This window comes from Microterricola gilva, from assembly GCF_004217495.1.
In the GTDB taxonomy this organism is placed as follows: Bacteria; Actinomycetota; Actinomycetes; order Actinomycetales; family Microbacteriaceae; genus Microterricola; species Microterricola gilva.
The window spans coordinates 1,285,349-1,305,867 of the sequence record NZ_SHLC01000001.1 but is presented as its reverse complement, the minus strand read 5'-3'; the positions used below and the strand labels follow the sequence as shown (position 1 = coordinate 1,305,867).

Here is a 20,519-nt window from a genome sequence, read left to right as displayed (position 1 = left end):
GCTCACACCGCCTCGCCGCGGGCGCGGCGCATCTCGCGGGCCAGCTCCGGGCTGGCGTAGTGCTCGCCGTGTTCCAGCTCGTGGATGATGCGTTCGACCGTCTCGGCCGGGCGGTTCTGGCTCATCTTGTTCTTGCCGGTGTAGCGCTCAACGCGCATCCGGAATCCGACGGTGCCTGAGACGATGCGGGCGGCGTACTCCGCGTTGGCCTCTGTGCCGTTCATGCGGCGCGGCTCCGGCATCCGCTCCTCGAAGTGGTCGACGAGGCGGTCGAGGACCTGGAGGTTCTCGTCATCGCTCAGCAGCTCCGGCGTTCCGTGCAGATGGGCGACGACGAAATTCCAGGTGGGGACGGCCGGCTTCGCGTCGTACCAGCCGGGTGAGATGTAGCCGTGAGGGCCCTGCACGATCACGAGCAGGGGGTGCCGACCGAGCTCGTGCAGTTGCTCGTCAGGGCGCCCGACGTGACTGAGGATCACGATGCCGTCCTCTGCGGCCTCGTCGAGGATCACCGGGTAGTGCGAGGCGACGAGCTCGCCGGCATCCGTGTGGCTGACCATCGTGACCCACGGGTTCTCGCGGATCAATCGCTTGACGGCATCGTCACTGGCGAGGATGAAGCTCGGAGTCTGGCGCATGCAGCTAGCTTCTCACCTCAGCGCTGGCAGTTGGGGCACCAGTACAGCTTGCGTGCCCCGAAATCCTCGAGCGTGATGTGCGTCCCGCAGATGCGACAGGGCAGGCCCTCGCGCTTGTAAACCCAGTGGCGGTCTGCACGGTTCGCCATCGCTTGGGCGTACGCATCGCCCTCGAGGTCGTCCATGGTCATCATCTGCCCGGTCTCGACGCCGATCCTGAGCAGGTGCGCCCAGTCGCGCCAGAGACCGCGCACCACGTCCTCCGGCACGAGCTTGCCCGGCGTGTGCGGGTTCAGGCGGGCGCGGAAGAGCATCTCCGCCCGGTAGACGTTGCCGATGCCTGCGACGACGTTCTGGTCCATCAGCAGCAGGCCGATGGGCGTCGGCTTCTTGCGCACGACGGCCGTGAAGCGGTCCTCGGCCGCCTGCGAGTTGTCCAGCAGCGGGTCGGGCCCGAGCTTGGCGATGATGGCGTCGACCTGGGCGGGATCGAGCACCTCGCAGGCGGTCGGGCCGCGGAGGTCGGCACAGACGGTGTCGGTGAGCAGGCGCACGCGCACCTGGCCGATCGGCTCTGGCGGGAACGTGTCGAGCGCGTCGCTCTCCTTCTCGGACTCCGCCATGCGCACGCGGGTGCGGCGCGGAGCTCCGATCGAGTGCATGGAGTTCTCGCCGTCGCGGTCGTGGATCGGGCCGTCGAGGATCGTTCCGCGCTGGTTGGTCTGGCCCATGCGCCCGTTCGCCGAGGCGATCGTTGCGTCCATCAGGATGTCGCCTGCGAAGTCCCACGCCCCGTACATGCCGAGGTGCACCCGCAGCCAGAGCCCGTTGTCGAACTCCAGGTACATCTGCTTGCCGACGGCCTTGGCATCGGTCACGACGCGGCCGTCGATCATGCTCGCGCCCTCGGCGAAACGTCCCTGCGGGCTTGAGGCGCTCACCCGGTGCCCAACGAAGTTACGGGCGAACTGGCGGGTGATCCTGTGGACGGAGTGGCCCTCTGGCATGTCTGAAGAAACCGATCAGGCTAGTACTGGTCGACGTTCTTGCCCGCGATGTCGCCTGTCGTCTCGTACTCGGCGAGCTGGGCGATGCGGCGGACGTGGCGCTCGTCGCCGGGGAACGGCTCGGCGATGAACGCGTCGATGAAGCTGGTCGCGTCTTCGATGGTGTGCTGGCGCGCACCGATCGAGATCACGTTGGCGTCGTTGTGCTCGCGGGCGAGCTGGGCCGTGCTGAGGTTCCAGACCAGGGCGGCGCGGATGCCGGTGACCTTGTTGGCCGCGATCTGCTCGCCGTTGCCCGAACCGCCGAAGACGACGCCGAGGGCCTCGATGCCGTGCGCCTGGTCGTGCGCGACGGCGAGGGCTGCGTTGATGCAGAAGGCCGGGTAGTCGTCGAGGGCGTCGTAGCTGGTCGGTCCGTGGTCGATGACCTCATGGCCGGCCGCACCGAGGTGCGTGATGAGGTGCGTGCTGAAGTCGAGGCCGGCGTGGTCCGTGGCGATGTGGATGCGCATCACAGCAGTCTAGGGTTCACAGCGGAGCAGTCAGCTTCGCCGCGTAGAATTCAGGGATGCCCTCTGCACCATCTCTTGAGCCCGACTCTGCCGCGATCGATTCCGACATCGAGTCCGCCATCAGCGGTGGCCGCGTCGATGCTGCCCGCATCGACCCGGAGGAGCTCGCGATCGCCCTCCGCGTGCTCGCCACGCTCAGCGACGTCGACGAGGAGGACCCAGACTTCCTCACCGTGCGACACGCGACGGCCAAGATGTTCAAGTCGGTCAAGGTGTCGCGTCGCGCCATCAAGCGGGCCCGCATCGCGGATGCCGACAAGGCCGTCATCGCCGCGACCGCGACGGGTGCGCCGAGCCGCATCGACGACGAGACGCAGGGTCACGAGCTCTCCAGCGCCACCGACGCGCCGGTCGCAGGCGAGCTGCTCGTCGCCCGCGCCTGCTACATCTGCAAGCAGCGCTACACGCTCGTCGATGCCTTCTACCACCAGCTCTGCCCGCGCTGCGCGCTGCTGAACCACGCCAAGCGCACCGCACGCACCGACCTCACCGGCAAGCGCGCCCTGCTGACGGGCGGCCGCGCGAAGATCGGCATGTACATCGCGCTGCGCCTGCTGCGCGACGGCGCACACACCACGATCACGACCCGCTTCCCCCGCGACGCGGTGCGCCGTTTCGCGGCGATGCCGGATTCGGCCGAGTGGCTGCACCGGCTGCGCGTTGTCGGCATCGACCTGCGCGACCCAGCCCAGGTGATCGGGCTGGCGGATGACGTGGCGGCACAGGGTCCGCTCGACATTCTGATCAACAACGCGACACAGACTGTGCGCCGCTCCCCCGGCGCATACTCGCCGCTGGTGGAGGCTGAACTCTCACCGTTGCCTGACGGCGATCTGCCGGAGATCGTGAGTTTCGGCCACACGAGCGACCAGCACCCGCTGGCGTTGGCGGCATCCGTTGCCAGCCACCCCATCCTGGCCGCGGCCGCCGGCGCCGGAACGCTCACCGCCGACGACCTCACCGCGCTCGCACTTGCGCCGGGCTCGAGCTCGCTCGACCGCCTCGCGGCAGGCACCGCGATCGACGCGGGTGGGCTGCTGCCCGACCTGCACCACGAGAATAGCTGGACAGACAAGGTGCAGGACGTCGACCCGCTCGAGATGCTCGAGGTGCAGCTCTGCAACACCACTGCACCGTTCCTGCTGATCAGCCGTCTGCGCGCCTCGATGGCCGCGGCACCGTCCGGTCGCAGCTACGTCGTGAACGTGTCGGCGATGGAGGGCGTGTTCAACCGCGGCTACAAGGGCCCTGGGCACCCGCACACGAACATGGCCAAGGCGGCGGTCAACATGCTGACCCGCACCAGCGCCCGCGAGATGACGAGCGACGGCATCTACATGACGAGCGTCGACACCGGCTGGATCACCGACGAGCGGCCGCACCCGACGAAGGTGCGTCTGGCCGAGGAGGGCTTCCACGCCCCGCTCGACCTCGTCGACGGCGCCGCGCGCGTGTACGACCCGATCGTGCGCGGCGAGGCCGGCGAAGAGCTGTTCGGAGTGTTCCTGAAGGACTACAAGCCGTCTGATTGGTGATCGCGTGGCGGGTATCCGCCAGCGAGCAGTTCGAAGTAGATGCACAGCACCGGGGTGTCGTCGGTGACCTGCTCACCTTCCGCCGCCCAGTAGTCGCGGTGCGCCCGGCGCCAGTCCTCCAGATCGACGAATCCCTCGCCCTCGGCCTGCGCGAAGGCCCACGTCACCTCGGCGAAGGTCGTCTCCTCGACCCGCGTCACCACGATGACGCCGAGTGGCTTCATGTCGTCGTCGACGAGCACGAGACGTTCACCGACGTGCTCCCACGGCTCATTCTCGGTGATGTACTCGCTCGGCAGCCCGGCCGTCGCCCGCTTCGTGCCGGTGAGGACACAGTCGTTGAGGGAGGCACGCAACCCTCCCGGGCTGCCGAGTTCCATGGTCCGGAGTCCGTCGATGGTGGGGAAGGTCATGGACCCACCATATTGGGCGCCAGAGTGGGCGCCCGATTTCCGCGCGCCATAGGGTTGAGGCATGGCTGACCCCGTGCACTTCATCACGACGGCACCGCTCGGAACGCGGGTGGTTGTCAGGCAGCGCATTCCCGGCGGGCTGACCGACGCACTCGGATTCCTCCGCAGCGTGAACGCCGAGGAGTGTGTCGTCGAGACCCGCGACGGCCTCAAGACGGTTCCGCTGGCTGCGGTGGTCGCCGCCAAGGAGGTTCCGCCTGCTCCCCCGCGGCGCCGTCCAGCCCCCTCCGCCGGCTGAGCGACCGACTCGGGGCCCGCCTAAACTGCACGGGCCCGGTGAATTCACCGGGCCCGTGCAGTTTTCGCGGGCCGCGAACGCTCGCGGCGGAGGCCAGCGGGGGCGCTAGGACGCGAAGCCGACGCCCATGGCATCCATGGTCTTCAGCAGCAGGTTGCGCTTGCCCTCGTTGTGGTCTGAGCGGTCAAGCGACCAGCGGGTCATGTTGATGCCGATCGTCGCGACGGGCTCCGGGGGGAACGGGAGCGGGCGATCCTTCACCATCTTCAGCGCTGTGCGCTCGGTCACCTCGCCGTCCAGCAGGTCGAGCATGACGTTGCCTGCGAAGCGCGCGGAACCCACGCCGAGGCCGGTGAAGCCGCTGGCGTACGCGACGCGGCCCTTCCGCGCGAGTCCGTAGAAGGCGCAGAACCGCGTGCTCGCGTCGATCGCCCCGGCCCACTTGTGGCTGAAGCGCAGGCCCGCCAGCTGCGGGAAGGTCGTGAAGAAGTGGCTGGCGAGCTTCTCGAACGACTCTGGCCGCTCCTCGTATTCCGGCTTCACCTTGCCGCCGGCGTTGTAGATCGCGTCGTAGCCGCCGAACAGGATCCGGTTGTCCTTGCTCATCCGGTAGTAGTGGAACTGGTTCGCCATGTCGCTGATGCCCTGGCGGTTCTTCCACCCGATCGACTCGAGCTGCGCATCGCTCAGCGGCTCCGTCATGAGCACGTAGTCGTAGATCGGGATGGTCATGAGGGCGTTGCGCTTCAGCAGCGATGGGAACACGTTCGTCGCCAGCACGGCCTTCTTCGTGTGCACGCGGCCCTGCGCGGTGCGGATCTCGACGCCACCTGGGGCGTCTTCGATCGAGCGGACCGCCGAGTGCTCGTAGATGGTCACACCGAGCTCGGTGATGACGCGCGCCAGGCCGAAGGCCAGCTTGGCCGGGTGCACGAGTGCCGTCGACTCCTTCTCCCACACGGCGCCGAGGTAGGTCGGCGACGCCACCTCTGCCTGCACGGCTGCCTCATCGAGGTGGATGTGCGAATCGGATTCCTCATCCCACTCGCTCAGCCACTTGACCTCGTGCGGTTCGACGGCAACGGAGAGGATGCCGGTGCGCTCGAAGTCGCAGTCGATTCCGTAGCGGTTGACGGCGTCCTCGATCTCCTGGAGGTTCTCCAGCCCCAGGAGGTTCAGCGTCTCCATCTCCTCCGGCCAGCGGGTGCGGCCGTTCTCCTCGCCGTGGGTGAGGCTGGCCTCGCAGAACCCGCCGTTGCGGCCGGACGCCGCCCAGCCGACGCTCTCGCCCTCGAGCAGCACGACCCGAAGCGCAGGGTTGCGTTCCTTCGCGAGCAGCGCGGTCCACAGCCCGGTGTAGCCGCCGCCGACGACGACGAGGTCGGCGACGATGGAATCCTGCAGGGAGGGGTGCGCCTCGTGCCGATCCCGCGCGTCCTCGATCCAGAACGCGCTCGCGCGCGTCTCCGCGAGTGAGTTCGCGATGGTGGCACGGCTCGGGGTGACACGCTCGAAGACGATGTCGTGGCGGCTCATCGGGCGACCCCGCGCTCCACGGAGAGGCTCGGACGCGCGTTCAGCTCGTCCGGGATGAACCCTGCCGCCTTCTTGTACCGTTCCGCGATCTCCGCGCGCTCCGCGAAGGGGATGACGGTGTCGATGTCGTCGAATCCCTGTGGTGCTCGTTCGTAGGCGAGTTGCATGACGTGTTCCGGTCCCATCGATCGGTTGCTGAGCGTGATTGCTGTGGTGCGGGGCTTGCGTGCGTCCTCGTAGCGCTGCAGCGCCTCGGCGATGCTGCCCGATGTCGCCAGGGCGTTCGCGAGGGTGCGGGCGTCGATGATGGCCTGGGAGGCACCGTTCGAGCCGATCGGATACATCGCGTGCGCCGCGTCGCCGAGAAGGGTCTGCGCACCGAATGTCCACTGCGGGATCGGGTCCCTGTCGACCATCGGGTACTCGAGGATCTCCTCGGCCGCGCCGATGATCGAGCGCACGTCCAGCCAGTCGAAGTCCCAGTCGGCGAAGCGTTCGAGAACCGTGGCGGGGTCGGCAGAGCGGTTCCAGCTGCTGACACCGGGGTCCGCGTCATCCGAGCGGTACTCGGCGATGAAGTTGATCGTCGCGAGCCCGTCCTCGTCGGGGAGCGAGAGCGGGTAGGCGACGAACTTCTGGAACGCGTCGCCAGCCATGATCATGGTGCGGCCGTCGAGGAACGGTGCCACCCTGGCGGTTCCGCGCCAGAGGATCAGTCCGTTCCACACCGGCGCGCCCTCCTCGGGGTAGTGCTGACGGCGTACCGCGCTGTGGATGCCGTCCGCCGCGACGATCACGTCGGCGCTCACCCGGTACGAACTGCCGTCGGCCAGCGTGATGCGCACGCTGCTGCAGCCGTCCTCTGGCGTGCCGTGTTGCTGCACATCGTCCCCGCTGGCACCGAGGTGGATGCTGTCAGCACCCAGCCGCTCGAGCACGGTGTCCCGCAGCAGCATCTGCAGCTGGCCACGGTGCACGGAGTACTGCGGCCATCGGTAGCCGGCGTCGAGCCCGCGCGGCTCCGACCAGATCGTCTGGCCGAGACGGTTGGTGTAGCTGAGCGTGCTGGTTGCGACGCCGAAGCCCTTGAGTTGTTCGCCGAGGCCCAGCTCGGTCAGTTCGCGCACGGCGTGCGGCAGCAGGTTGATGCCGACGCCGAGGGGGCGCAGCTCCCCCACGGACTCGTACAGGGTGACGTCGGTGATGCCTGCGGCCTCCAACGACAGTGCCGTCGTCAGCCCGCCGATTCCCGCTCCGACGATGATGACCTTCATTGCGGTGCTTCTCCTGGTTCCTGTCGATCAATCTCTTGTGCGGTGGTGGTCACCGCATCGACGAAGGTGATGTCCATCGTCTCCATCCAATTCGGGATGCCGGCGAATGCCGCGGCGCGATCGGCCGCGTCCGCATAGCGGCGTTCCGCAGCCTCGAAGGCCGCCCGGTCCCCCGGGTGGCTGACCACCCAGATGAATTGGTGCCGATCACGGATGCCGTATGCGCTCTCGACCGCGAACCCGTGCCGTGCCCGCAGCGGAGGCAAAGTCCTCGCCCACCACGCGACGAAGCCGTCGAAGTGCTCCGGAACCGTCGTGTAGTGGCGCAGCTGGAAGGTGCGCTCGGTCACCGCACCTGCTCCGGCACCGGCACGGTGAACTCGTCGAGGTGCCAGTCGGCGCGCGGCACGGAGTCCACCAGTCGCCTGGTGTACGCGTGCTGCGGGTTCTCGAGGATCTCGGCGGTCGCGCCGCGCTCGACGACGCTGCCGCGGTGCATGACAACGGCGTTCTCGCAGACCCGCCGGACAACGGCGAGGTCGTGGCTGATGAAGAGCACGGTGAGCCCACGCTCTGCACGGATCTTCGCCACGACATCCAGCACCTGTGCCTGCACGGAGACGTCCAGGGCGCTGGTCGCCTCATCGAGCACGAGGAGTTCCGGCTCGATGGCGAGCGCACGGGCGATGGCGACGCGTTGGCGCTGCCCGCCCGAGAGCGTGCGCGGTCGTGCATTCGCGTGGCGTTCGTCGAGCCCGACCTGATCGAGGAGCTCGAACACCCTTTGATCGGCCTCCCGCTGGCTGAGCGGAGTGTGCAGGCGGATGGCGTCGCCGATGGCCTGCTTGACGATGATGCGCGGGTCGAGCGAGAGGTAGGGGTCTTGGAAGACCATCTGCACGGCGCGCGCGTGGGCCAGCCGTTCGCTGCGCGTGCTGGGAATCGCACCGCGCGGGCTGCCGTCGAGCAGGATCTCGCCACTGTCGGCGGGCTCCAGCCCCACCAGCATGCGAGCGAGCGTCGACTTGCCCGAGCCGGACTCGCCGACGACGCCGAGCGCGCCGCCGCGTGGCAGGCTGAACGACACGTCGTCGACAGCGGTGACTGGTCCCTTGCCGCGACGCTCGTAGCTCTTGGAGACATGGCGCATCTCGAGCCGCGCCGGGACACCGCTCTGCCCCTCCGCACTCACGGTCGCGCCCGGCGCGACCGGGTCGACGGCGTTCGCGATGCTGGGCGTGGCCGCAACGAGGCGCTTGGTGTACGCCGCCTGCGGGTTGCTCAGCACCTCCCGCGCATCGCCCTGCTCCTCGACCTTGCCCGCGCTCAGCACGTAGACGCGGTCACAGATCGCGGCGGCCAGGTTGAGGTCGTGCGTGATGAAGAGCATGCCCATGTTGCGGGTCCTGCGCTGCTCGGCGAGCACGGAGATGATCCCGGCCTGCGTCGTGACGTCCAGCGAGGCCGTCGGCTCGTCGCAGATGAGCAGCTGTGGCGAACTCGTAAGGGCGCCGGCGATCATGACGCGCTGCAGCATGCCGCCGGAGAGCTCGTGCGGGTACTGGCGCAGGTGGTCGTCCGGGCGCGGCAGCCGCACGGCCTCCATCAGCTCGACGGCGCGCGTGGTGGCGCGCTCCTTGGGCCATCCCTCGCAGAGGCGCAGCGTCTCCGTCAGGTGGTCGCCGATCGTGCGGGCAGGGTTGATGCCGGCGCGCGGGTCCTGGAACACCATCGATGCGGTCGATCGACGGAGCTTCAGGATGTCGCGCTGCGCGGCGCCGAGCACCTCCTGGCCGTCCAGCAGCACGCTGCCGGAGGTCTTCGCCCGGTCCGGGAGGAGCCCGAGGACGCTGCGCGCCGTCAATGACTTGCCCGACCCCGATTCGCCGACGAGGCCGACGGTCTCCCCGGCGGCGATCGTGAGCGACACCTTGTCGAGCAGCGTGGTGCCGTTGGGCAGAACGAGTGTGTAGTCGGTGATGCTGAGCAGGCTCATGCGGGAACCCCGCCTCCGATCCGGTCTGAGAGTTCTTCACCGATCACGTTGACCGCGACGACGACGAGCACGACGGCGACGGCTGGCACCATCGCGGGCAGGAAGTGCCCGCCGATGATCCCGCCCTGGGCCTCGTTGATCATCGCGCCCCAGTCGGCCGTCGGAGCCTGCACGCCGAGTCCGAGGAAGGACAGCGCAGCGAGCTCGGCCAGAACGTAACCGAAGTTCAACGTCGACTGGGCGCCGACGATGGGTGTGACATTGGGCAGAACGCGGCGGAGCGCAATCCACGGTCCGGAGAAGCCCTGCACGCGGTAGGCGGAGACGTAGGGCCGTGAGCGCTCGGCCATCACGAGGGAGCGCGTGAGCCGTGCGACGAACGGCGCATAGGCGATGCTCATGGCGATGACGGGTGCGACGAGTCCCTTGCCGAACAGTGCGACGGCCAGGATGGCCAGCAGCAGCGACGGGAAGGCGAAGACCAGGTCGAAGATCCGGGCGAGCACGCCGTCGAGCCATCCGCCCCGCCAGGCGGCGAGCAGGCCGAGCAGGATGCCGATGATCGTCGAGCTGATGACGACGAGCAACGGCCCGAGCAACGCCGTGCGCGCACCGAAGATCGTGCGGCTGAGCAGGTCGCGGCCGAGGGCGTCTGTGCCGAGCCAGTGTGCGGGGCTCGGCCCGGAGTAGACGGCGGCGAGATTGACGAGGTCGGGATCGTACGGGGCGACGAACGGGGCGAAGATCGCCGCGATGGTCATGACGGCGACGACGGCGACGCTCAGGTTGAACGTCAGATTGCCGCGCCGAATCCGGGGTGCACTGAGCACCTTGACGGCCATGGTTGGGGTGGTCATCGGGCATCAGCTCCTGCTGCGGCTCTGGGATCGATCAGGGGTTCGCAGATGTCGATGACGGCGTTCACACTCACGAAGGCCGTCACGATCAGCAGCACGATCGCCTGCACGACAGGGAAGTCAAGGCGGTCGACCGACTGCACGAGCAGCGAGCCCATTCCGGCGAGACCGAACGCCGACTCCACGATCGAGCTGGCGACGAGCAGGCCAGCGACGAGCAGACCACTGACGGTCAGAATCGGACCGATCGCATTGCGGAAGACGTGGCGCCGGATGACGGTGCCCCGCTTCAGCCCGCGGCTGGTCGCGACCTCGACATGCTCCCGGCCGAGCTGATCGACCATCGACGAGCGAGTGACCTTGCCGACGAGGACGACGAAGACGAGCGCGAGCGCTGTCGACGGAAGGATCAGGTGGTAGATCCCGTCGATGAACCCTTCACCCGATCCGAATGAGGGGAACCAGCCGAGCTGCACGGCGAACACGGCGATCAGCACGATCGCGCCAACGAAGGACGGGATCGCCCCGAGCACCGTCAGGCCGATCAGGATGCCGCGGTCAAGAACGCGCCCCTTGTTCAGCGCGGCGATGGTGCCGGAAATGAGCCCGACGATCGCGATGATCGTTCCGGCGATGATGACGAGCCCCAGGGTGACAGGGATCCGCTCACCGATGACCGTGCTCACGTCCTGCCGGTACTGCAGCGATCGGCCGAAGTCGCCGTGCAGGACGCCGGTGATCCAGTTGATGTACTGCTGCCACGGCGGCAGGTCGAGGCCGTACTGTGCCGAGACCTCGGCGATGGCCTCCGGGCTCGGCTTGCGGCCGCGCAGCAGGAATCGCAGCGGGTCGCCCGGAACCAGGAAGCGGGAGAAGAAGACGAGCAGGGAGGCAAGAAAGAGGGTGAGGAGCAGCGCGCCCAGCTTGCCGAGCACCCGGCGGAGGGTGGTCATGTAGCGACCACCGCTCCGCCAGGGGCTCAACGCCGGAGCCTCGCTGACGTTAGGAAGCGCCAATGGTGGCCGCCCACGGGTAGTAGAGGAAGTTGATCGACGGGGCAACGCCCGTGATCCGCTTTCCCATGAACAGGGTGACGGGGCTCTCGGACAGCGGGAGCCACGGAAGCTGGTCGTTCGCGATCAACTGGGCCTCTGCCGTCTTCTCCGAGCGAGCGGCCGGGTCCTCGATTGCAACCGCCTCGTTGACGATGGCGTCGTACTCGGGGTTGGACCAGTTGCCGTAGTTGCTGAACTCGCCCGTGCGCAGCACGCCGTACATTTCGAGCGGGTCGGGGCTGGAGAGGTACCAGACGGTGTAGAAGAGGTCGATGCCCTCACGTGCACTCGGGTCGGAGAACAGCGTCGTGTACGAGCTCGGCGTGAAGGTCTCGATGCGGGCCTTCAGGCCGATGGCCTGTGCAGCGGCGACCGTCGTCTGGGCGATCACCGAGAAGTCGGTGCCGAGTGGCGCCGTCGCGACGACGATCTCCTCACCGGCGACACCGGCCTCGTCGATGAGCTTCTTCGCGGCGTCGAGGTCGTACGGGTACTCCTCCAGACCGCCGAAGGCGGTGTCAAGCGCCGCCTTCGAGGCGTCCACCCACACGGATTCGGTGGTGAGCGCGTCGGTGGTCGTGCCGATGCCCTGGTATGCGGCGGAGATCAGGCCCTTGCGGTCAATCGCCATGAGCAGCGCCTTGCGCACATTCGGGTCAGCCAGCGGGCCGTCGGTGTCGCTGACGATGAGATCGTTGACCGCGGTGTTCATGCCGAAGTAGACGTCACCGACGCTGGATCCGCGCAGCTGCGCGATCGCGTCGAGCGGCACCATCCAGCCCCCGTCGACCTCTCCGGACTTCCACGAGTTCACGCGAGCGTTCGGGTCACCCATGAAGATGAACTCCACCTCGGCGGACTTCGCCATCAGGTCCTTGTCCCAGTAGTCGTCGAAACGGGTCAACGTGATCGACTCACCCGACTTCCACTCGGTGAGGCTGAATGGACCGGTGCAGTTCACGCCACCGGTCGAGTTGCCGTAGTCGGCTCCGATGGACTCGAGACTCGCCGCGGACTCGACGACACCGGCCGAGCCGCCCATCGCGAGGTTGAACTGCGAATCGGGGATCGAGGTTGTGACGGTGACGTCGCGGTCACCGGTCTGCTCGATCGACACGACGTTCTGGAAGACGGAGTACCAGGACGAACCGACGGCGGGGTCCAGGTGCCTGTTGAAGGATGCGACAACATCGGCCGGCGTGAGAACGGTGCCGTCGTGGAACTTGACGCCGTCGCGGATCGTATAGACCCAGCTCGTCGGAGTCGGGTGGGCGAAGGATTCCGCGAGCGCCGGCGTCAGGGTGTAGTCGGCATTCAGGCGCAGCAGCGGCTCACAGACGTTCGCGAGGACCTGGTTGTCTGCGTAGTCGAACGCATACGCGTAGTCGAGCGAGTACGGCTCGGAGTAGCTGGACCACGTGAACGAGTCGAGCTCGCCGGACGGAGCCGGCGTGGCATCCGTCAGTTCGAAGCTGACATCGGACGCCTTCTCCGGCTCCGCCGCCGTGCACGCGGTGAGCGCGAGGAGCGCGGAGACTCCAGTGGCCACGGCGATGCGCGCTCGACGGCGCGCGCGCTGGGCGGGTGGGTGCTGTGCAGTCATCATTCTCTCTTTCTGGTGCTGTCGGCGGATCAGGCTGTGCGGGTGTAGACGGGGCGGCCTTCGACCCAGGTCGACGTCACGGTCGAGGTGTGGATCTCCTCGGCCGGAACCGCGAACGGGTTGGGGTCGAGCACCACGAGGTTCGCGAGGTACCCCTCTGCGATGCGACCGGTGTCGTGGTCGCGGTGGTTCACGTAGGCCGTGCCAGAGGTGTATGCGGCGAGCGCCGTGGCGAGGTCAAGACGCTGCTGCACGCCGCCGAGCGGTTCGAAGTCCTCGCCGGGGGCGATCCGGTTGACGGCGATGTGCACGGCGTCCATCGGGTCGGCGCTGGAGACGGGCCAGTCGCTGCCGGCCGCCAGGCGCGCACCGTGGCCGGCGAGCTCGCCGAACGGGTACTGGCGCGCCTCGGCACCCGGCTGGAGGAACGGCAGGGTGAGCTGGTCGAGCTGGTCCTCGTGCGTTGCCCAGAGCGCCTGGATGTTGGCGATCGCGTCGAGGCCGCTGAATCGACGGGTGTCCTCCTCTGCGACCACCTGGAGGTGGGCCAGGTGGTGACGGTTGTCCGACGGGCCGTTGGCCTCCCGAGCGGTCTCGATCGCGTCCAGCGCCTCCCGCACCGCGCGGTCGCCGAGTGCGTGGAAGTGCACCTGGAACCCGGCGGCGTCGAGCTGCGTGACGTAGCCCTTGAGCAGCTCGGGGTCAACGAAGGAGAGGCCCCGGTTGTCGGTGTCGTGGCCGTGCGCGTCGCGGTAGGGCGCGACCATCGCGGCGGTCGCGTTCTCTGCGACGCCGTCGACCATGATCTTCACGGTGCCGAGCGTGAACCGGTCCTCGGCACCGAGCGCGCTGACGGACTCGCGCTGCGCGATCATCTCGGCCACCTGCTCCGCACCGTTGGAACGCACCCACCACTGGGCACCGACGACGTGCACGGTGAGCGTTCCCTCTGCGAGCGCTCTGCGGTACACATCGGCGATGTTAGAGATGCCGTTCATCGAGCCGACCATCGCGTCCTGCCAGCCCGTGATGCCGAGCTGAAGCAGCTCCTCCTGAGCCCGGAGGAGGCCCTGGTAGGCGAGCTCATCATCGGTGGCCGGGAGCACATCGTCGAAGAGGCCCATCGCGCCCTCGTGGAAGGTACCGGACGGGAAGCCGTCGTCTTCGCGCTCGATGCGGCCGTCCTCGGGGTCCGGCGTCGACGCGTCGAGGCCGGCCAGGCGGATCGCAGCGGTGTTCGCCCAGACACTGTGGTGATCGCGGCTGGAGACGACGACGGGACGATCGGGGACGACAGCGTCGAGAAGCTGGCGACGCGGGGCCCCACCCGGATAGTGATCCATCGACCAGCCGCCACCGAGGATCCATGGGGCGTCTGGCGTGGCCGCGGCATACTCGGCAACCAGTCGCACGGCGTCCTCGGCGTTCTCGCCCTCCGTCAGATTGCACTGGAGCAGCTCGACGCCGGCTCCGACTGGGTGCACGTGGGCGTCCTGGAAGCCGGGGCTGAGCAATGCTCCGCCGAGCTGGATGACGGTGGTCGACTCGCCGATGTGCGCGGACGCCTTGGCCTCTGGGACGATCGCGGCCACCCGCCCGTCGATCACGGCTACGGCGTGATCTGGCAGTGGCTCGCCGGATCCGGTGAACACGGGACCTCCGGTGAACAGCACATCAGCAGCAGGCAATTGGGCCCTCGTTTCGTCATTGAAGTCTTTGATGGTGAGTTGACAGTAGCGACTGACAACAATGATGTCAACGCTGTTGACATCGGTGTTTCGATACTGTTTCGTAGCCGTTACAGAAGCGCTCCGTGCCGGGAGCAGGCGAATTGCCTGATCCCCAACGGGCACATAGGCTCGGCGACATCAGGACCGCACGAACACCCGGATGAGCGGGCGAGAATCCTGACCGTGTCGTCAGCGAATCGACCGATGGGGATGATGAGAGCATGAACGGAAAAGCCGAACTGCGCGCGGATCGATCAAGCGAGCCCAAAACGCGGCTCGACCGGGATTCGATCGTTGAGGCCGGACTGCGACTCGCGGCACGACCGGGAGCGATCTCAATCTCCGTTCGCGAACTGGGCGCCGATCTCGGCGCGGACCCCACGGCGATCTATCGGCACTTCCGCAGCAAGGAGAGCCTGATGCAGTCTCTGCTGGATCGACTCTTCCTGGAAACACTGAGCGAGCTCACCACCCCGCCCGCCGATTGGAAGGGCCGACTGCTGCAGATCGCGGCATCCACCCTTGATCTGTTCACTCGCTACCCGGCGATCGGTGTCGAGGCGATCGTGATCTCCACCAACGGGCCCAGCGAACTGGAGATCGTCGAGATCATGCTCGACGCCTTCTCCCGCGCCGGACTCTCCGACCACGAAGTCGTGCGCCACTACGCCCTCTACTCGGAGCATCTGCTCTCGAGCGCTGCGGGAATCGCGAGAGCGCGTGCGAGCAACACGGACGACTCCGACGATTCCGTTCCGTGGATCGACTCGCCGCTGCTCGTTGACCCCGAACGCCACCCGCGCATCGCCTCACTCAGCCCGCAGCTGCGCGCGCTCGATAGCCGGGACCTCTTCAGGCTGGGCGCCGAGTCGATCATCGAGTCCGCGGAGCGGCTCGGTGCCGAGGCAAAATCGACTCAGTAGTGCAGCTTGGCCTGGTTCCGTCTCGGCATCTGTTGTGCACAGGCAGAGATCTGCAGAAACTTATCCACATCAGGCCTTTTCCTTAGGTGCACACGGTCGGGCGGGGTAAGATTGAACCCATGGGAACCCCAACGGAGGCACTCGCAGAAGCACAAAATCTGCTGCTCTCCGCCTTGGCCGATTCCGACGCACGCCTGTTCCACGACGACGCCCTGCTGGACTTCACCGCCGCGGCCGAATCCGTTGGCCGTCTCGCCGATGCGCTCCGCATCAAGGCCGCCGGCGAGCACGCGTTCCGCTCCCGCCGAGAACTCGGCGAAGACCGCCTCTCCGCGAAGAGAGGCTGCCGCAACGCCGTCGAACTCCTCGCCCGGATCACCCTCGCCTCTGAACGCACCCTGACGCAACGGATGCGCCTCGGGGAAGCGACCCGGCCCCGGATGGCGCTCAGTGGGGAGGCGATGCCGGCCCGCTTCGACCAGGTCGCCGACGCCCTCAGTTCGGGAGCCATCGGCTACGACAGTGCGGCGGCGATCGTGGACACCCTGGACCCGATCCGGGGGCGGGTCGGCGACCTCAACGTGGAGCACGCCGAGACGGCGCTCGTGGCCGCCGCGACCGGGCCCACGGTCGAGTCGCCGGTGCCGTTCGCCGCCGACGAGATCCGCGGCCAGGCGCGCGTCTGGGCGACCGTCCTCGATGAAGACGGGGTTGTCCCGGCGGAGGAGCGGGCCATGCAGGCCCGGGGCATCAGCGCCGGGGTGACCCGGGACGGGGTCGTGCACCGGAAGATGACGCTGCTGCCGGAGATCGACGCCAAGTTCGAAACCCTGCTGAACGCGTATCTGAACCCGCGCAGCAAGCCCAGCTTCGCCGACCCCGACCCGGACGCCCCGAAAGACCCCCGGGCGAGCGCGCAAGCGCGGCACGACGTCTTCGCGAGCCTCATCGACGGTGCGGCCCGGAGCGCGGACAGCCCCAGCATCGGCGGGGCAGCGCCGACGGTGCTCGTCTCCGTCCGACAGGCCGACCTCGACGCCGGTACCGGGTCCGGCTTCATCGAGGGCTGCGAGGCACCCATCTCGATGCGGGCCGTGGAGCAGTTCATCTGTGCAGGTGGGCAACAGCACGTGGTGATCGGCCCGGACGGCACCATCAACAGCATTGGCAGCAATGACCGGGTCTTCAATGCCACCCAACGGCGGGCGATTACCCTGCGGGACGGCGGCTGCATCATCCCCGGCTGCTCAATCCCCGCCGCGTGGAGTGAGATCCACCACGTCAAGGCGTATCGGGACGGTGGTGAAACGGAGACCTGCAACGGTGTGCTGTTGTGTTGGTTCCACCACCGCACGATCGAGACCAGTGGCTGGCAGATCCTCATGATCGACGGCGTCCCGCACGTGAAACCGCCGCCCTGGCTCCGCGGTGGGCGCTCCGACGCCGACACCCCGTGGCGAAGATCGACGAAGTCCCGCACCCAACAAGCCGACCTGCTGCAAGAGCAGCAGCAAAAACTACCCACGCTGGTCGACTAGGCCGCCCGCGGCCGTATCGAGACCCGGGCGACCCGATCCGGTCAGCCGCTCAGGGCTTCGGGGGCGGCCTCGTTCCTCGGCTGCTCCCTCAAGCCAGCGTGAGAGTGGGCGTGGGCGAGCGGTCATTCTGCACGCTGGCTCGAGCGAGCGGCGCAGCGACGAAGGAGCAGCGACGCACGCGAAGCCCCGAGCGGACCCACCGACACTGCGGCTGCGGTATCCGGCAACCCGATCCGGTCGGACGCTCAGGGCTTCGGTCGCTGGAGCACCCTCAAGCCAGCGTGAGAATGCGCGCTGGATCGAGCGAGCGGCTCCAGCGCGGCGCCGACATCCGCACGATCAGTCTTCGGGGTGCTCCACCAGGAGTTCGGCGAGGGACTCCATGTTCGCCCGTACCGTGCGGGCCTGTGCCTTTTGGATGAAGGGATCGGCCATGCGACCGAAGACTCCCCCGAGACCTGACTCGGCGTCGATGCGGTAGGTGAATCGGCTCCCGCCCTCGACGCCCTCGACCGTGCTCGTGACGGTGAACGCCATCCGACCCTCGACCGAGACACTGGTCAGGCGCGTCGGTGGGTCGTGTTCGGTGGCCTCTACGGTCCAGTCGAAACGGCGCCCCATGATCTTGCTGGTTCCCCTCGTGCGGGTGCCGACTCCCAGCGGCCCGTCGTCGATCTGCTCGGCGGCGACAACTGACGAGTCCCAGACGGGGATGTTGGCCGACGTCGAGATGAAGTCGAAGACTTCCTCTGGCGGGCGGGCAATGAACACGCTCTCCTCAATTGTGGGCATGACGCTGTCCCTTCGCTCTGCGCTGTGGGATGAGCGGCCAAGAGGTCGTTCGCCTCTCAGTGTGCGCCGCGGCCCCACCACGGTCAAGGGTTCGACACCCACAATCCGGATGCCGCTACTAGGCTTGTTGGCTGGACACGATCCACAACATCCGAGACAAAGAACGTCTCACTGATATGCCCCAGGAGGCACCGTTGCCCGGAGAAAACCTGACCCGCGTCGAAGCCCAGGAGCGTGCAGCGCTCATTGCGGTCGACAACTACGACGTCACCCTCGACCTGACGACCGGGCCCGAACTGTTCCGCAGCGAGACGACCGTCAGCTTCACGGCCACCCCCGGCGCCTCCACCTTCATTGACGCGATCACGCGCACCGTGCACTCGGTGACCCTGAACGGCACGGAGCTGGACCCCGCGACCGTGAGCGACGGCATCCGCATTCAGCTCGACAACCTCGCCGCCGAGAACGTGCTCACCGTCGTCGCCGACGCGATCTACACGAACACCGGAGAAGGCCTGCACCGCTTCGTCGACCCCGTCGACGACGAGGTCTACCTGTACAGCCAGTTCGAGGTTCCGGACTCCCGCCGCATGTTCGCCGTGTTCGAGCAGCCCGACCTCAAGGCGAGCTTCCGCTTCACTGTCACCGCCCCGGCGAAGTGGCAGATGATCAGCAACTCCCCCACGCCGGAGCCCGTGGCCGTCGACGGCACGGATGCCGCAACGTGGAGCTTCGCACCGACCCCGCGCATGTCGAGCTACATCACCGCGCTCGTCGCCGGCCCGTACAGCGTCGTGCGCTCCGAGCTCACCAGCCGGGATGGCCGCACCATTCCCCTCGGCGTGTTCAGCCGCGCCTCGCTGGCCGAATACCTCGACTCCGACTACATCTTCGAGAAGACCCGTCAGGGCTTCGCGTACTTCGAGGAGAAGTTCGACTTCGCCTACCCCTTCGAGAAGTACGACCAGATGTTCGTGCCGGAGTTCAACGCGGGTGCCATGGAGAACGCAGGCGCCGTGACCTTCACGGAGGCCTACGTCTTCCGTTCGAAGGTGACAGACGCCATGCGTGAGCGCCGCGTCGTCACGATCCTGCACGAGCTGGCCCACATGTGGTTCGGCGACCTCGTCACGATGAAGTGGTGGAACGACCTCTGGCTGAACGAGTCCTTCGCCGAGTGGGCATCGACGATGGCCACGGCAGAGGCCACGGAGTGGACGGAGGCGTGGACCACCTTCGCCGCCATGGAGAAGAGCTGGGCGTACCGCCAGGACCAGCTGCCGTCCACCCACCCCATCGTCGCGACCATCAACGACCTCGAGGACGTGCTCGTCAACTTCGACGGCATCACCTACGCCAAGGGCGGCTCCGTGCTGAAGCAGCTCGTCGCCTGGGTCGGCATCGACGCCTTCTTCACCGGCGTCGCCGCCTACTTCAAGAAGAACGCGTGGGGCAACACCGAGCTCGTCGACCTGCTCAGCGAGCTGGAGACGGCCAGCGGCCGCGACCTCTCCGAGTGGTCGAAGCTCTGGCTCGAGACGGCCGGCGTCAACACGCTGCGCCCGGAGATCGCCACGGACGATGCCGGCGCCATCACCGGATTCGCCGTGCTGCAGTCCGCGGCATCCGACTACCCCACGATCCGCCCGCACCGCCTGGCGATCGGCTTCTACAACCTCGTCGACGGCGTGCTGCGCCGCACCCACCGCGTCGAACTCGACGTGGCAGGTGAGCGCACCGAGGTGGCCGAACTGCTCGGCCTCGCCCGCCCCGACCTCGTGCTGCTGAACGACGACGACCTGGCCTACGCGAAGATCCGCCTCGACGAGGCATCGCACGCTGTCGCCCTGCAGCACCTCTCCGCATTCGAGAGCGGCCTGGCCCGCTCGCTCGTGTGGGGTTCGGTGTGGGATGCCACGCGCGACGGCGAGAGCCCGGCGAGCGACTTCGTGCGCCTCGTGCTCGGCAACATCGCCGCCGAGACCGAGTCGACGACGATCCGCACCGTGCTCGGCCAGCTGGCGCTCGCGACGAAGCAGTACGTCGCTCCCGCCCGACGCGCAGAGACGCTGCGCACCGTCGGCGACACGCTGTGGGAGCTCGCCCAGGCGGCAGAAGAGGGCAGCGACGTGCAGTTCCAGCTCGTCAAGGCGTTCGCGAGCCTGGCCAGCACGCCGGAGCACGTCGAGACGGTGCGCGCGCTCCGTGACGGCGTGATCACCCTCGTGGGCCTCGAGATCGACACCGATCTGCGCTGGGAGCTACTCGAGGGTCTGGTCCTGAACAACGCGGCAAGCGATGCAGACATCGACGCCGCCCTCGCCGCGGACAACACCGCGAACGGCCAGCAGTCCGCCGCCCGCGCCCGCGCGACCTTCCCGACGAGCGCCGCGAAGCTCGCAGCGTTCAACGGCCTGGTCGAGAGCGACACCGCCCCGAACATGATCGTGCGCCACACCGCGCTCGGCGTCGTGCACACGAACGACCCGGCCCCGCTCGAGGCGCTCGTCGCCCCGTACTTCGCGGCGATCGCCGATCTCTGGCAGAACCGCGCGTACGCCATCGCCGAGACCATCGTCGTCGACATGTACCCGGCACCGCTGGCGAGCCTCGAGCTCGCGGAGGCGACGACGGCATGGCTCGCCGCGAACCCCGAGGTTCCAGCACTCCGTCGCCTCGTCGGCGAGAACCTCGCCGGCGTCGAGCGCGCACTGGCCGCGCAGGCCGCCGATGCTGCAGCAGGGGTCTGAGC

The 20,519-nt window shown here is 67.8% G+C and carries 18 protein-coding genes and 1 pseudogene; 6 read left to right on the top strand and 13 right to left on the bottom strand.

Translation table 11 applies throughout. From position 1 onward, the window contains the following. Positions 1–2: 2 nt before the first annotated feature. From EV379_RS05890 to EV379_RS05880, 3 genes are read right to left on the bottom strand one after another with little or no spacing between them, the layout of a single operon-like run. A complete protein-coding gene (locus EV379_RS05890; RefSeq protein WP_130505314.1) occupies positions 3–638 on the bottom strand; it encodes an FMN-binding negative transcriptional regulator in 636 nt (211 codons plus the stop codon). A 17-nt stretch (positions 639–655) separates the two neighbouring features. Further along, positions 656–1,645, bottom strand: coding sequence for an Fpg/Nei family DNA glycosylase (locus EV379_RS05885; RefSeq protein ID WP_130505313.1), 990 nt, complete (start codon positions 1,643–1,645; stop codon positions 656–658). 20 nt (positions 1,646–1,665) lie between these two features. After that, complete coding sequence (locus tag EV379_RS05880; RefSeq protein WP_130505312.1) at positions 1,666–2,157, bottom strand: ribose-5-phosphate isomerase; 492 nt, start codon at positions 2,155–2,157, stop codon at positions 1,666–1,668. Between the two features lie 56 nt (positions 2,158–2,213). Between EV379_RS05880 and EV379_RS05875 the strand changes: the two genes are divergently transcribed. Further along, a complete protein-coding gene (locus EV379_RS05875; RefSeq protein ID WP_130505311.1) occupies positions 2,214–3,752 on the top strand; it encodes an SDR family oxidoreductase in 1,539 nt (512 codons plus the stop codon). Here the strand turns inward: EV379_RS05875 and EV379_RS05870 are convergent. Then, positions 3,731–4,165 (bottom strand): ASCH domain-containing protein, encoded by a 435-nt coding sequence (locus EV379_RS05870; RefSeq protein ID WP_130505310.1) that lies wholly within the window; start codon positions 4,163–4,165, stop codon positions 3,731–3,733. The two genes, EV379_RS05875 and EV379_RS05870, sit on opposite strands and share 22 nt — an antisense overlap. Before the next feature lie 61 nt (positions 4,166–4,226). Here EV379_RS05870 and EV379_RS05865 point away from each other — a divergent pair, with 61 nt between their 5' ends. Then, positions 4,227–4,463 (top strand): putative acetyltransferase, encoded by a 237-nt coding sequence (locus tag EV379_RS05865; RefSeq protein ID WP_130505309.1) that lies wholly within the window; start codon positions 4,227–4,229, stop codon positions 4,461–4,463. Between the two features lie 105 nt (positions 4,464–4,568). Here the strand turns inward: EV379_RS05865 and EV379_RS05860 are convergent, their stop codons facing one another. Genes EV379_RS05860 through EV379_RS05825 form a run of 8 tightly spaced genes read right to left on the bottom strand, consistent with a single transcriptional unit; the run spans position 4,569 to position 14,472 of the window. After that, the gene (locus EV379_RS05860) at positions 4,569–5,999 is read right to left on the bottom strand and encodes an NAD(P)/FAD-dependent oxidoreductase (RefSeq protein ID WP_130505308.1); all 1,431 of its coding nucleotides are present in this window, start codon (positions 5,997–5,999) and stop codon (positions 4,569–4,571) included. Continuing rightward, positions 5,996–7,273: a flavin-dependent oxidoreductase gene (locus tag EV379_RS05855; RefSeq protein WP_130505307.1), complete on the bottom strand. Its 1,278-nt coding sequence runs from the start codon at positions 7,271–7,273 to the stop codon at positions 5,996–5,998. Before EV379_RS05855 ends, EV379_RS05860 begins: the two co-directional genes overlap by 4 nt. Continuing rightward, a complete protein-coding gene (locus EV379_RS05850; RefSeq protein ID WP_130505306.1) occupies positions 7,270–7,623 on the bottom strand; it encodes a hypothetical protein in 354 nt (117 codons plus the stop codon). The genes EV379_RS05855 and EV379_RS05850 overlap by 4 nt, the downstream gene beginning before the upstream one ends. Next, on the bottom strand, positions 7,620–9,269 hold the full coding sequence (locus EV379_RS05845; protein ID WP_130505305.1) for a dipeptide ABC transporter ATP-binding protein: 1,650 nt from the start codon (positions 9,267–9,269) through the stop codon (positions 7,620–7,622). Before EV379_RS05845 ends, EV379_RS05850 begins: the two co-directional genes overlap by 4 nt. Then, positions 9,266–10,126 (bottom strand): ABC transporter permease, encoded by an 861-nt coding sequence (locus EV379_RS05840; RefSeq protein WP_130505304.1) that lies wholly within the window; start codon positions 10,124–10,126, stop codon positions 9,266–9,268. The genes EV379_RS05845 and EV379_RS05840 overlap by 4 nt, the downstream gene beginning before the upstream one ends. Next, positions 10,123–11,079, bottom strand: coding sequence for an ABC transporter permease (locus EV379_RS05835; protein ID WP_130505303.1), 957 nt, complete (start codon positions 11,077–11,079; stop codon positions 10,123–10,125). Before EV379_RS05835 ends, EV379_RS05840 begins: the two co-directional genes overlap by 4 nt. Before the next feature lie 49 nt (positions 11,080–11,128). After that, positions 11,129–12,784 (bottom strand): ABC transporter substrate-binding protein, encoded by a 1,656-nt coding sequence (locus EV379_RS05830; protein ID WP_242616262.1) that lies wholly within the window; start codon positions 12,782–12,784, stop codon positions 11,129–11,131. A gap of 29 nt (positions 12,785–12,813) precedes the next feature. Then, positions 12,814–14,472, bottom strand: coding sequence for an amidohydrolase (locus EV379_RS05825; RefSeq protein WP_130505301.1), 1,659 nt, complete (start codon positions 14,470–14,472; stop codon positions 12,814–12,816). A 263-nt stretch (positions 14,473–14,735) separates the two neighbouring features. On the opposite strand from EV379_RS05825, the pseudogene EV379_RS17365 reads away from it, so the two are divergent. The 3 genes and pseudogenes from EV379_RS17365 to EV379_RS05815 form a co-directional block, all read left to right on the top strand. After that, a pseudogene (locus EV379_RS17365) lies at positions 14,736–14,930 on the top strand (TetR/AcrR family transcriptional regulator); the annotation flags it as partial. A gap of 3 nt (positions 14,931–14,933) precedes the next feature. After that, entirely contained in the window at positions 14,934–15,437 is a 504-nt protein-coding gene (locus EV379_RS05820) for a TetR/AcrR family transcriptional regulator C-terminal domain-containing protein (RefSeq protein WP_242616460.1), read from the top strand. Positions 15,438–15,556: 119 nt separating this feature from the next. After that, positions 15,557–16,975, top strand: coding sequence for an HNH endonuclease signature motif containing protein (locus EV379_RS05815; RefSeq protein ID WP_130505299.1), 1,419 nt, complete (start codon positions 15,557–15,559; stop codon positions 16,973–16,975). Between the two features lie 339 nt (positions 16,976–17,314). Here the strand turns inward: EV379_RS05815 and EV379_RS05810 are convergent, their stop codons facing one another. Next, positions 17,315–17,767: an SRPBCC family protein gene (locus tag EV379_RS05810; RefSeq protein WP_130505298.1), complete on the bottom strand. Its 453-nt coding sequence runs from the start codon at positions 17,765–17,767 to the stop codon at positions 17,315–17,317. Positions 17,768–17,961: 194 nt separating this feature from the next. Between EV379_RS05810 and pepN the strand changes: the two genes are divergently transcribed. After that, the gene (pepN, locus tag EV379_RS05805) at positions 17,962–20,517 is read left to right on the top strand and encodes an aminopeptidase N (protein ID WP_130505297.1); all 2,556 of its coding nucleotides are present in this window, start codon (positions 17,962–17,964) and stop codon (positions 20,515–20,517) included. The last annotated feature ends 2 nt before the right edge of the window (positions 20,518–20,519 follow it).

Bases quoted from the DNA above. Each gene is read 5' to 3' on its own strand.
- EV379_RS05890 (WP_130505314.1), bottom strand. From the start codon at position 638: ATGCGCCAGACTCCGAGCTTCATCCTCGCCAGTGACGATGCCGTCAAG.
- EV379_RS05885 (WP_130505313.1), bottom strand. From the start codon at position 1,645: ATGCCAGAGGGCCACTCCGTCCACAGGATCACCCGCCAGTTCGCCCGT.
- EV379_RS05880 (WP_130505312.1), bottom strand. From the start codon at position 2,157: ATGCGCATCCACATCGCCACGGACCACGCCGGCCTCGACTTCAGCACG.
- EV379_RS05875 (WP_130505311.1), top strand. From the start codon at position 2,214: ATGCCCTCTGCACCATCTCTTGAGCCCGACTCTGCCGCGATCGATTCC.
- EV379_RS05870 (WP_130505310.1), bottom strand. From the start codon at position 4,165: ATGACCTTCCCCACCATCGACGGACTCCGGACCATGGAACTCGGCAGC.
- EV379_RS05865 (WP_130505309.1), top strand. From the start codon at position 4,227: ATGGCTGACCCCGTGCACTTCATCACGACGGCACCGCTCGGAACGCGG.
- EV379_RS05860 (WP_130505308.1), bottom strand. From the start codon at position 5,999: ATGAGCCGCCACGACATCGTCTTCGAGCGTGTCACCCCGAGCCGTGCC.
- EV379_RS05855 (WP_130505307.1), bottom strand. From the start codon at position 7,273: ATGAAGGTCATCATCGTCGGAGCGGGAATCGGCGGGCTGACGACGGCA.
- EV379_RS05845 (WP_130505305.1), bottom strand. From the start codon at position 9,269: ATGAGCCTGCTCAGCATCACCGACTACACACTCGTTCTGCCCAACGGC.
- EV379_RS05840 (WP_130505304.1), bottom strand. From the start codon at position 10,126: ATGACCACCCCAACCATGGCCGTCAAGGTGCTCAGTGCACCCCGGATT.
- EV379_RS05835 (WP_130505303.1), bottom strand. From the start codon at position 11,079: ATGACCACCCTCCGCCGGGTGCTCGGCAAGCTGGGCGCGCTGCTCCTC.
- EV379_RS05830 (WP_242616262.1), bottom strand. From the start codon at position 12,784: ATGACTGCACAGCACCCACCCGCCCAGCGCGCGCGCCGTCGAGCGCGC.
- EV379_RS05820 (WP_242616460.1), top strand. From the start codon at position 14,934: ATGCAGTCTCTGCTGGATCGACTCTTCCTGGAAACACTGAGCGAGCTC.
- EV379_RS05815 (WP_130505299.1), top strand. From the start codon at position 15,557: ATGGGAACCCCAACGGAGGCACTCGCAGAAGCACAAAATCTGCTGCTC.
- EV379_RS05810 (WP_130505298.1), bottom strand. From the start codon at position 17,767: ATGCCCACAATTGAGGAGAGCGTGTTCATTGCCCGCCCGCCAGAGGAA.